This is a genomic window from Parapedobacter pyrenivorans (assembly GCF_014636865.1).
Classification (GTDB): Bacteria; Bacteroidota; Bacteroidia; order Sphingobacteriales; family Sphingobacteriaceae; genus Parapedobacter; species Parapedobacter pyrenivorans.
The window spans coordinates 907,134-919,095 of the sequence record NZ_BMER01000001.1 but is presented as its reverse complement, the minus strand read 5'-3'; the positions used below and the strand labels follow the sequence as shown (position 1 = coordinate 919,095).

Sequence of the window (11,962 nt, the reverse complement as noted above, 5' to 3'; positions counted from 1 at the left end):
CTACCGGTAACTATTTTATAAACTCATATAAACCTATACAGATGAGCAAACGTTTTACAAAAAGACGAAGCTACGGTTTCGTAATCGCGCTGTTGGTAGGTTGGGCTGGCTTGGCCTACGCACAATCGCCCATCACCGTGACCGGAAAAGTCCGCTTCCAAGACGGCACGCCTGCGCCGGGCGTCAGTGTGACGGTAAAAGGTGCCGGTACGGCTACGGCATCGGATGCCCAAGGCAACTACCGAATCGGCACCGCGGGCGATGCCGTACTGGTGTTTACTTTGTTGGGCAGTGCGCCGCAGGAAATCGCCATCAACAACCGCGCAACCATCGACGTCATCCTCGAGGAGGATGTGTCGGCTTTGGATGAAGTGGTCGTGGTCGGTTACGGCACACAAAAGAAAGTAAACCTCACCGGTGCGGTGGCACAAATCAGTGGAGATGCCTTGATGAACAGACCGGTAGCCAATGTCACTGGCGCTTTGCAGGGTGTTGCCCCTGGAGTAACCGTGGTAAGGGGCAGCGGTAAGCCTGGAGCAGAGGGTTATGGTATCCGCGTCCGTGGATTCTCCTCATCCAATGCCACCAATGCATTGGTGCTGGTGGATGGCATCCAAATGGACATGAACCTGCTGAACCCAGATGACATCGAATCCATTTCGGTGTTGAAGGATGCTTCAGCTTCCGCGATCTACGGTGCACGGGCTGCAGGAGGCGTTGTCTTAATCACTACCAAAAAGGGTACCGCTGGAAAAACACGCATAAATTTCAATAGCTACTATGGAATCAACGTGACCGCCCGCCAACCCGAGCGACTTAATTCATGGGACGAGCAGATTCTCATCGATGAATCACGCCGGAACGCCACCGGAAACCCCGAGTTTAGCGAAGAGCAACTGGAGTGGGTGAGCAATCCCAACTTCTCCGTACGTCCCAACCCCACACAGGACCGCTGGGAATACTTTGGCAACAACAATTGGCTGAAAGAAGGGATGGACAAAGTAAATTCCATGCAAAACCATACCCTTTCTTTGGGTGGCGGCACGGATAAGATGAATTACCTGGTGTCCGGCGGTTATTATAAGCGCGATGGAGTACTTCGCTACGGGCCTGATGATAATTCGCGATATAACCTGAAAGCCAACATTAATGCCGAGCTCAACAAGTACCTAAGTGTAGAGGTCGTGGCGGGCTATATCGGCTCCATCGTCAATGAAAATGCCTATGGTACCGACCAGATCATCAATCGTCTTTACCGCAGCCGGGCCCGCCAAAGCCTGTATGTGCCCGAAGAGGACATTACTGGCCAGCCTTACAACGGCGACCTCCAGATCAATGCGGTGGATATCGAGAAAAATGCCGGTTTGGAACAACGGTATTATGAATCCTTTACCGGACGGCTGAATCTCAAAGTGCAAAACCTTGTTAAAGGGCTGACATTCGACTTGTCCGGCTGGCGTAACCAGGACTATTACTCCATGGAGAACGACAGCCGTACCTTGCTTTGGTATGGACGGAGTACCAATACCGTGCGGTTCCGCATTCACGACCCAAACACCAAGGCCATGGTGAAAAACCGGGGATACCACAATAACCTTCAAGGTGTATTTACCTACAACCTGTCATTAGCCGATGCACATCACTTTACCCTACTGGGCGGTGCTTCCTTTGAAGAGTACCGCAAGGACGAGTTTTCGGCAGGTGCGCAGTCGATGATTACCAATGATTTCTTCAGCTTTAACTTCGCAGACCCGTTGACAAAGACCAATAAGGATCTGGTGGAAACCTGGGCAATCGGCTCGTTCTTTGGTCGCCTCAACTATAACTTTCGGGAAAAATACCTACTGGAGGCCTCTTTCCGGCATGATGGCAGCTCACGATTAGCACCTGAAAACCGGTGGCAATTGTTTCCTTCGTTTTCTGCGGCTTGGCGTATCGATCAGGAAGATTTTATGCAAAATCAGTCGGTAATCTCCGCACTTAAGCTCCGGGGCTCTTGGGGCCAATTAGGCAATGGGGCCGTGCTGGGGCTGTATGACTACATCGCACTCTTAACCAGCGGGCTCACCGTTACTAACCAATCCAACTTGGTGTTCAACGATATTCGTACACAGTATTTCTTCCAAAATCAGCTAGCCTCACCCCAAAAGACGTGGGAAACGGTACAACAGTCTAATATCGGTGTAGACGCCGGATTCCTACGTGATCGATTAACGCTTACGGCCGATTATTATGTAAAACGGAATAAGGATATGTTGGCTGAATTAAACCTCCCTAACCTCATCGGCGTGAACGTGCCCTCCATGAACATCGGTGAGCTGAAAAGTTGGGGGTGGGAGTTTGATGTGCGGTGGCGGGATCGGATCAATAGTTTCGATTACCGGATCGGCTTTAATATTTCAGACAACCAAAATGAACTTGTGCGGTATGACGGCCGTAACTCCATCGGTAATGGCGGTGTCGTCAATTTATTGGAAGGGTATCCGCTCAATAGCGTTTGGGGATACCGCACGGATGGTTTTTTCCAAACCAACGAAGAATATGAAGCTTATAAACAGCAAGTTACCACACCCTTTTTTCCAGGGAATGCCGGCGCAGGAGATATTAAGTACCTGGATGTCGACGGTGACGGTAGCATCAATGCCGGCGAAGGCACACCCGAGAATCCGGGCGACTTGGTGTATCTGGGTACCACCAATGCGCGTTATACGTATGGCCTGGACTTAGGTTTCAACTGGAAAAACTTCGATTTCTCCATATTTTTCCAAGGTGCCGCGAAGCGCAGCTTTCTCATCAACGAAGGCACGCTTTCCCCGATGTTGGGTACAGCAGATATGCCCTGGACCATCCACATGGATCGGTGGACACCCGAAAACCCGGATGCCTATTTCCCGCGGATGTACCAGACCAGTGCACACAATTACCGATCGTCCGATCGTTGGGCACAAAACGGTACGTATATCCGGCTGAAGAACCTCCAACTGGGATACACCGTGCCGATCCGATGGACTGGTATCCAACGGTTGCGGATTTATTTTTCTGGGCAGGACCTCTGGGAAAAAACGGATGTGTTGCGTGTATTCGATCCGGAAGTGGGCAATAACACAGGCGCGACTACCTATCCGTTTTATCGTTCATTTTCCTTTGGTTTAAACCTCACCTTTTAATCTGTACGACCATGAATTATCCCAATAAGACCAAAAGTTTGATCTGGATTTCATCCTTATGTGCGCTATCGCTTGTTGGCAGCTGTAGCTTGGATCGCTTCCCGGAAACGCAGTTTAGCGATGTGGATTTCTGGAACACGGAAACCGATCTGATGAATGCAACCAACCGGCATTATCAGCTATTGGCCGGATTTCAACTGGATGCGCGTGGCGATGATAACGTGAACCAAACCGCCAATAGTGTCAGCAATGGCACCCGCACCATACCCAATACGAGCGGCGATTGGAGCGACCCATACCGCGATATCTTTACCGCAAACAACATCCTGGAGAAGGGCGTAAAGGCGCAGGTTTCCGACGAAGTCAAAAACCGCTATTTCGGTGAAGCCCGCTTTTTCAGGGCAAGTGCCTATTTCGGTCTCGTGCAGAAGTACGGCGATGTACCCCTGCTGCTGAAAACACTGGATACCGATGCGCCGGAGCTGACCATGCCACGTACGCCCAAGGCCGAAGTTATCCAAGCGATCTATGATGACCTCGATTTTGCCGCCCAATGGTTACCCAGCCATCATGAACTGCCCGGAAACCAATATGGCCGGGCTACCAAAAGCAGTGCGCTGGCATTAAAGGCACGCGTGGCGCTATATGTGGGTACACGTGCCAAATTCCACAACGATGGCGATTGGCAGCCGCACCTCAATAATGCTGTACAGGCCGCGCAGGCGGTCATGGCCGAGGGCCATCAACTTTATCCCACGTATGACGGGCTTTTCCAGCATGAAGCCGAAGGGCCTTCCAACACGGAAAACATCTTCGTGAAAACCTATGGCGTGAGCCCTTCCAACCTGATTGTGGGCCACAACTATTCCCGCGACATGGAAAATGGGCGGAATGCACCGACACGGAATCTGGTACGCCAATACCTCTATACGGATGGCTTGCCGGCCTTTAATGGGCAAAACCAACCCTCGGCAACACGTTCTGTGCATTTCGTGGAAGAAGGCGAAGAAGATAGCTATAATGCCATCTTCGAAAACCGCGACCCCCGCTTGGCCATGACGCTTTTCCAAGCTGAAGAGCAGGCGTACAAAGGACCATGGGTGCCGACAACCACTCTCGGTTCGCGTTCGGCCTATGCCGCCAAGAAGGGGTTCAATGTCGAAGATTGGCAAACCAATGGCGCAGGTACGGTAGATAAAATCCTCATCCGCTATGGGGAGGTGTTATTGATCTACGCCGAGGCGAAATACGAATTGGACGGCGCCATCAGCGATGCCGACCTCGACCTCACCATCAATGCGCTACGGCAGCGGGCTGGTTTCGAAGCGCGTTTGACCAACGCGTTTGCTGAGGCCAACAACCTGGATATGCGTGAAGAGATCCGCCGCGAGCGGACCGTTGAACTCGCCTTGGAGGGATTCCGTTACGACGACCTTATCCGCTGGAAAACGGCCGAGGTTCAGTTGGGTGGGCAATTGCTCGGCGCCAAGTTTGACGCGGAAGATTGGGTGGGAGCCGATCCGTCCACGTTGAATATCAACGATGATGGCGTATTGATTGTCGAAGATACCAATGTCCGCTCGTTTAATACTGATCGGGACTACCGCTACCCGATACCATTCAATGAGATTACACTAAGTGGTGGAAGCGTAGTACAGAATCCAAATTGGCAATAACCATAAAATGATAACGACAATGAAAACACGAAATATATTGATTACTTTGCTCATGGTGGCAGGCGGATTGTTTTTTGCCTGCGAGGACAAGGATTATCCCGCGGGTCTGCCGGAATACGAACACCATTATTACATCGTGTATGTGCCCAATAATAACAGTGCAGTGACGGTGAATAGAAGTCAGGCCGAATTGGTGAAATTCCCGGTACAATTTTATTCGTCATTCACACGGGGCTACGATGCCGTGGCCCACTATGCTGTGGTGACACCCGATGTACCCAATCCGGCCGTCTTGGGCGTGGATTTCGAGCTAGTAGACAGTGATGGAAATACCATACAGCCCAATAGCGACGGCAAATATTCCATCACGTTCCCACAAGCCAAAAAAGCTACGGGCGCGGTGTATGTGAAATTGCTCAACAATCCAGAACCGGGGACACGCGTGGTCGAAATCAATTTTGAGGATAATATCACGCCGGATTACCGCGTCGATATCTTCTCAACGGCTTTCAGGCGAACATTAACCATTGAATAGCGATCTTGATCTATGAAGACAACACTCATCATGGGAATCGCGTTGCTCCTCACCCACGTTGGCCGCTCACAGGAGGTCGACGTGGATCGGATCATCCGCTACAGTGAAGAACAGGTCACCTTGCTGTTGGCGGAAACCCAGCGGCTCGCCGCCGATGGCCGGGTGTCTCCCCGTACATTGGATACCGCTGGCCGGTTGGTGCTGGTGCCGGCCAGCGACTGGACGAGTGGCTTTTTCCCGGGAATATTGTGGCAGTTATATGCAACTACGAACGATGGCAAATGGCTGGAGGCGGCACGGGAAGCTACAACGAAGCTGGAAAGTGAAAAATACAACGGGCGTACCCACGATATGGGGTTCAAAATCTATTGCAGCTTCGGTAACGGTTATCACCTCACCGGCGACAGCGCGTACCGGAAAGTCATCATTCAGGCGGCGCAGACACTGTCTACGCGATTCAATCCCGTAGTGGGTTGCCTCAGGTCCTGGGATCACAACAGCCACCGTTGGGACTTCCCCGTCATCATCGATAATATGCTCAACCTGGAGTTGCTGTTCGCGGCTACACGGCTTACAGGGGATTCCTCCTTCTATCATATCGCCGTGTCGCATGCCAATACCACGTTGAGAAATCACTTTCGCCCCGATGGCGGTACATACCATGTTATCGATTACAATCCTCAAACGGGCGAGATTCAACACCGTAATACCCATCAGGGCTATGCCGACGAATCGACATGGGCAAGGGGACAGGCATGGGCATTATACGGTTATACGATGTGTTATCGGGAAACGAAAGATAAGCGTTATCTGGACAAAGCGATAGCCGTTGCCCGATGGCTGATGACGCATTCCCATATGCCGTCAGATGGTATTCCTTATTGGGATTTCGACGCACCGGGCATTCCTGATGAACCCCGAGACGCTTCTGCGGCAGCCGTTATCGCTTCAGCGCTATATGAGCTTAGCACCTTCGATTCAGCAGCTGACACATTCCACAGCTTTGCGGACGGTATTGTCCGTAACCTTGCCGCGGCCTCTACCGCTCGTACAGGTACCCACAGCGGATTTATCTTGCTACACAGTACCGGGTCGAAGCCTGCGGATTCGGAGGTTGATGTGCCACTGATTTATGCCGATTACTACTTTCTGGAGGCGCTCTTGCGGAGGCGGGAGCTTTCAGGTTTGCGTAAACTCGACTAATTTTTCGATATTGCAATTCCAATGGATAGCTATTAATTGATTGACGATGCACGCCGTTGCCGTACGTTTCTGCTTTCTTGCCGCGCTGTTGTTGTACGGAAGCCTGGGATTTGGCCAAACCGTGGAAGGACCTGCGAAGTTTACACGCATCGGGCTTCGGGAGGGGCTGTCGCAAAGCAGTGTGTTCTCACTTTGCCAAGACTACCTCGGCTTCATGTGGGTGGGCACAAGAGATGGACTGAACCGGTACGATGCGCGAACGTTTATTACCTATCGGAATACCCCGTCGGATACTACCTCGCTCACCGACAATTACATCCTGTCACTCCTGGAAGATAGCAAAAAGCGGTTATGGGTGGGCACCAGCGCTGGCGTTAATTGTTACGATAGGAACCGGGACCGCTTCGTGCGGTTTCCGCTCGTCAACAATCAATCAGGCAACCGCCTGTCGGAACCGATCGTATCGGCTATCGTTGAGGACCGTCGGGGGCGGGTGTGGTTTGCTACCTCTCAAGGGTTGTATTGCCTCGATGACAAAGCAAGCCCCGGGCAGCTCACACTGGTCTTCGATGCCACTATGTACAGCGAACAACATGTGCCGATGGGATGTAATAATGTCCAGTCATTCTACGAAGATGATGATGGGAACATTTGGCTAAGCACGGTTAATGGTGTATTGATTTTTGACCCGTATCAGCGCGGGCGTTCGCTGAGGCTTACCCGTCACTTCCGGCATCGTACCGGCGAGTTGAATAGCGATGACGTGCGGGTTGTACAAGAAGTCGCCGACGGTATTTTTTGGTTTGGAACCAAGGAGGGCGGCATCAACGTGTACGATACCCATACCGGTAGGTTTGAATACCTTACCCATCAGCCACAAGCCAACGGGCTGTCGCTGGCCAGCAACGACGTGCGGTCGATTCTTAAAGATCGCTTCGGCGGCTACTGGATAGGCACCATCAATGGTCTGAACTATTACACGAAAGAAAATGGATTCTTAACCTATCTGGCCAATGATTACGACCAGTTTTCACTCAGCAACAATTCCATAAGGCCCATTTTTCAAGATACGCGCGGATCAGTTTGGATAGGTACTTATTATGGTGGTGTATGTGTCTTTGATCGGCATATTCCCACTTTCCAAAACTACACCCACAGTCCATACGTGAGCAGCTTGAGCTATAATGTAGTGAGCGGCATTTTGGAGGATAATAATCAAAATCTATGGGTAGGTACCGAAGGTGGCGGATTGAATTACATGAACCGTTCTGGCCAGGTATCCTATCATTTCAAACACAATCCAAAGGATCCGGGCTCACTAAGCCACAATCACGTCAAATCCTTGCATCTCGACACGCAAGGCAATTTGTGGGTAGGTACCTATGCCGGAGGAGTGAATTTGCTAAAGAAAGGAACCCAAATATTCCAGCATATTCGGCATGATCCGTCGGTCTCTCATTCGCTATCTAACAACAACGTCTATGCAATAAAAGAAGATGGACAGGGAAATCTGTGGTTTGGCACGTACGGTGGGGGGCTTAATCTAAAAAAACCGGGCCGTAATCTGCAATTTGAGAGCTACCGAGCGGCCAAGACAGGCCGTTACCACATCAGCTCCGATCTGGTACGGACCGTTTTCACAGATAGCCGTGGCAACCTGTGGGTAGGCACAGAGGATGGATTAAACCTTAGGCGGGCAGGGACAGACCACTTTGAGGTTTTTCGGTTTTCGCTTGACGACTCCAAAAGTATCAGCGGCAATATCATCATCAGTATCTTCGAAGACAGTCAACGCCGGGTGTGGTTTGGTACCTATAAAAATGGATTGAATCAATATCATTTTGATACGGGGGAATTCAATCGTATTTCAGACCGGGAGGGCCTACCCGGCAATAATATTTTCGGTATTTTGGAGGACAATCGCGGCCAACTATGGCTGAGTACCAATAACGGCATCTGTTGCTTTGACCCCATATCCGGTGTTGTCAAATCCTACAATACCAAGGATGGTATCGGTGGCAATGAATTTTCCATCGGTGCTTACTGCAAAACCTCGGATGGCCAGCTGGTTTTTGGCGGCTCACATGGACTTACTTCTTTTCATCCGCGGGATTTCAGTGTAAGCAGCTACATCCCACCGATTGTGTTTACCGATTTTCGATTGTTCAACCAATCGGTGGTGCCGGGGAGTAGCACCATCTTGGAAAAGCCCATTTCGATAACCGATACAATTGTACTCAACCATGCTCAAAATATCTTTACCGTAGAATTTTCGGCACTCAACTTTGTGCTCCCCGAAAAGAATAGATACGCTTACCGCCTGGATGGATTGGAAAATCAATGGAACTATGTAGATGTCCCTTTTGCTACTTACACCAACCTACATGCAGGTACATATACCCTGTTGGCAAAGGGTTCCAGCAACGATGGCATTTGGAATGAAGTGCCGAACAGGTTGACGATTAAAATATTACCTCCCCCATGGAAAACCTGGTGGGCATATCTTTGCTATGCAGCATTGGTAACAACCGCCTTGTATGTGATTGTCCGGTTTACCAAGATCAGGAGCCGGCTGGAACATCAATTGCAGTTAGAACACCTCGAGAATGAAAGACAGCAGGAGATCAACGAAATCAAACTCAATTTTTTTACCAGTATCTCCCATGAATTCCGTACACCACTTACCCTTATTCTCGCCCCTGTGCAGCACTTGCTTGCCCATATGAAGTTGGAGGAAAACGCGCGGACGATGATGGTTACGGTGAAAAATAACTCTCTGCGGCTGCTCAATCTGGTCAATCAATTGCTGGACTTCCGTAAGCAGGAAAGCGGTAATTTCAAGCTGGCAGTATCATCACATGACCTCGTCGTATTTATTGACCGGATTGCTGCCGAATTTAGACATTATGCTGAAGAACAACATATCCGTTTTGATTATAGTAAACCGATTACAGCCATAGCGGCATGGTTCGATGTCGACCAATTGGAAAAGGTGATTTACAATTTGCTTTCCAATGCGTTCAAATTTGCACCCGTAGGGGGTAACGTGAGACTGTCGATCGAAAAAATCGAACCCACAGATAAATATGCTGCAGGTTCAGTCATCGTTCGCGTATGGGATAATGGCAAGGGGATTCCCAATGACAAACTGGCATCTATTTTTGAGTTTTACTATCAACTCCATACGGGTAATGAGCAAAGGCGGGGGCATTTGGGCTCTGGAATAGGTTTAGCGCTCGCAAAAAATGTCACGGAAATGCATGGGGGTGAAATTGCTGTAGAAAGCTATTATGGTAGTGACAAGCCCACATACACCTGTTTTACCGTACAGCTTCCACTGGGCAACGCATACCTGGATGAGCGACACGTCGTATGCCGCCATACCGAAGACCCCCATCGCGGAGCTACCCCACTCCCTGATCGCAGTGTGTCTGATCTGGCCATTGCCGATGAGGTGGCAGATAACCGCGTGGGCGCACATCGCCCGCTTATCCTTGTTGTAGAAGACAATGCCGAGATACGAACACTCATTGCCGGTAGTCTCGAAACCGATTATGCCATAATGGAAGCGGCCGACGGCCTGCAGGGTTGGCAGTTGGTCAAATCCGAATTGCCCGATTTGGTGATTACCGACATCATGATGCCTGTGTCGGACGGCATATCGTTATTGAAGCAAATCAAACAACATGTAGCTACCAATCACATTCCGGTATTGCTGCTCACAGCGCGGACTTCCGTGGAAAGTATCATCGAGGGATTGCGGTATGGCAGCGATGATTACATCACCAAACCCTTCTATCTCGACGTGCTTTCCCTCAAAATCCGCAACAGTTTAGCGGCGCGCGAACGCTTCCGTAAGAAATTCATCCGTGACTATGTGCTTATGCCGCGTCAGGCCCTCCACGAGCCAGACACTGACCAGCAATTTTTGGGGAAAGTCGTCAGGCTAATCGAAGACAACCTGGCGGAGCCCCAGTTCAACGTCAATGCATTGGCCAGTGAATTGGGTATGAGCCGACCTGTATTGTACCGCAAATTGAAACAGATGACTGACCTGAGCGTTATTGAACTCATCAACGTGCTCAGGCTTAGGAAAGCAGCTCAACTTCTTGTCCAAGGCACCCTTCCCGTGAGCCAGATAGCTTATCAAGTCGGATTTAGCGACCCGAAATATTTTGGAAAATCATTCAAAAACTATTTTGGCAAGTCGCCAAGCGAGTATGCCGCGCTGGATACCGATGAACAACAGCAGGTACTCACACAGAAAATCAATTCGTTTTAACTATGCATATAATCAATTCTACTTTCGTATGCTTGGCTTTGTTTGTTTGTCAAATCGCTTACGGCCAAAGCCAGCTTTCCGTCAGGGGTTTTTGTATCGCTGCACCGAGCCCTGATCGGTTGCTCGAATTTGTTAACTTCATTGATGAGGAACTGGCGCCAAGGGGGGTGAATACGTTGGTGTTACGGATAGACTACAATTACGAGTTTGAAAGTCGGCCCGAACTGCGTGATGAAGCTGCATTATCCAAAGCGGAGGTTAAACAACTGGTGGCGGTCTGCCAGAAAAACGCCATTCGCATCATCCCACAGATCAATCTGCTTGGCCACCAATCCTGGGCCGGTAAAGCCGGGAAATTACTCACGGTATATCCACAGTTTGATGAGACCCCCCATGTGGAAATGCCTGTGGAGTACGAGTGGCCTAACGCCGATGGGCTGTACTGTAAGAGCTATTGCCCGCTGCACCCCGAAGTGCACGACGTGGTCTTTGATTTGGTCGATGAAATCTGCGATGTTTTCGAAACCGACGCCTTCCATGCGGGCATGGATGAAGTGTTTTATATCGGCCATGATAGCTGCGCGCGTTGTGCGGGTAGGGATAAGGCTGAGTTGTATGCCAACGAGGTCAACAAGATTGCGGACCATTTGGCGAGGACGGATCGCCAGCTCTGGATGTGGGGCGACCGCCTCATCGACGGCAAGATGACCGGAATCGGCATGTGGGAAGCCAGCATGAACAATACCCATCGGGCGATAGACCTGATCAATAAGGGAGTGATGATCTGCGACTGGCATTACGATCAACCCCTGCAGACTGCCGTATATTTTGCCATGAAGGGTTTTTCTGTGGTAACCTGCCCTTGGAAAAAGGGAGCTGTAGCGACGGCACAATTGCAGGATATGGTCAGTTTCAGGCAGCAGGCAACTACAGAGATGGCCCCCCGTTTCGGTGGCCTGATGCAAACCGTCTGGTCTGGTGCCGATTCGTTTCTCGATGAATTTTACGGCATTAAGCCGCCGGCGGCGGAAAGTGAAACCGCTTGCTTCAAGGCGCTGTTTGCTGAAATCGGGAAGCGCTAACATGAATGTTTAAGGAA

The 11,962-nt window shown here is 50.4% G+C and carries 6 protein-coding genes; all 6 read left to right on the top strand.

Annotated elements, in window-relative coordinates; translation table 11 throughout:
* Positions 1 to 41 precede the first annotated feature (41 nt).
* From IEV98_RS03545 to IEV98_RS03520, 6 genes are read left to right on the top strand one after another with little or no spacing between them, the layout of a single operon-like run.
* The gene (locus tag IEV98_RS03545; RefSeq protein ID WP_188504537.1) at positions 42 to 3,167 is read left to right on the top strand and encodes a SusC/RagA family TonB-linked outer membrane protein; all 3,126 of its coding nucleotides are present in this window, start codon (positions 42 to 44) and stop codon (positions 3,165 to 3,167) included.
* 11 nt (positions 3,168 to 3,178) lie between these two features.
* Positions 3,179 to 4,843, top strand: coding sequence for a RagB/SusD family nutrient uptake outer membrane protein (locus tag IEV98_RS03540; RefSeq protein WP_188504536.1), 1,665 nt, complete (start codon positions 3,179 to 3,181; stop codon positions 4,841 to 4,843).
* A 19-nt stretch (positions 4,844 to 4,862) separates the two neighbouring features.
* Complete coding sequence (locus IEV98_RS03535; RefSeq protein WP_188504535.1) at positions 4,863 to 5,378, top strand: hypothetical protein; 516 nt, start codon at positions 4,863 to 4,865, stop codon at positions 5,376 to 5,378.
* A 12-nt stretch (positions 5,379 to 5,390) separates the two neighbouring features.
* Positions 5,391 to 6,581 (top strand): glycoside hydrolase family 88 protein, encoded by a 1,191-nt coding sequence (locus IEV98_RS03530; protein ID WP_188504534.1) that lies wholly within the window; start codon positions 5,391 to 5,393, stop codon positions 6,579 to 6,581.
* Positions 6,582 to 6,627: 46 nt separating this feature from the next.
* Entirely contained in the window at positions 6,628 to 10,863 is a 4,236-nt protein-coding gene (locus IEV98_RS03525; RefSeq protein ID WP_188504533.1) for a hybrid sensor histidine kinase/response regulator transcription factor, read from the top strand.
* A 2-nt stretch (positions 10,864 to 10,865) separates the two neighbouring features.
* Positions 10,866 to 11,945, top strand: coding sequence for a family 20 glycosylhydrolase (locus tag IEV98_RS03520; protein WP_188504532.1), 1,080 nt, complete (start codon positions 10,866 to 10,868; stop codon positions 11,943 to 11,945).
* The last annotated feature ends 17 nt before the right edge of the window (positions 11,946 to 11,962 follow it).

What these genes read in the sequence shown, in the direction of transcription:
- IEV98_RS03545 (WP_188504537.1), top strand. Translation starts at nt 42, where the DNA reads ATGAGCAAACGTTTTACAAAAAGACGAAGCTACGGTTTCGTAATCGCG.
- IEV98_RS03530 (WP_188504534.1), top strand. Translation starts at nt 5,391, where the DNA reads ATGAAGACAACACTCATCATGGGAATCGCGTTGCTCCTCACCCACGTT.
- IEV98_RS03535 (WP_188504535.1), top strand. Translation starts at nt 4,863, where the DNA reads ATGAAAACACGAAATATATTGATTACTTTGCTCATGGTGGCAGGCGGA.
- IEV98_RS03525 (WP_188504533.1), top strand. Translation starts at nt 6,628, where the DNA reads ATGCACGCCGTTGCCGTACGTTTCTGCTTTCTTGCCGCGCTGTTGTTG.
- IEV98_RS03520 (WP_188504532.1), top strand. Translation starts at nt 10,866, where the DNA reads ATGCATATAATCAATTCTACTTTCGTATGCTTGGCTTTGTTTGTTTGT.
- IEV98_RS03540 (WP_188504536.1), top strand. Translation starts at nt 3,179, where the DNA reads ATGAATTATCCCAATAAGACCAAAAGTTTGATCTGGATTTCATCCTTA.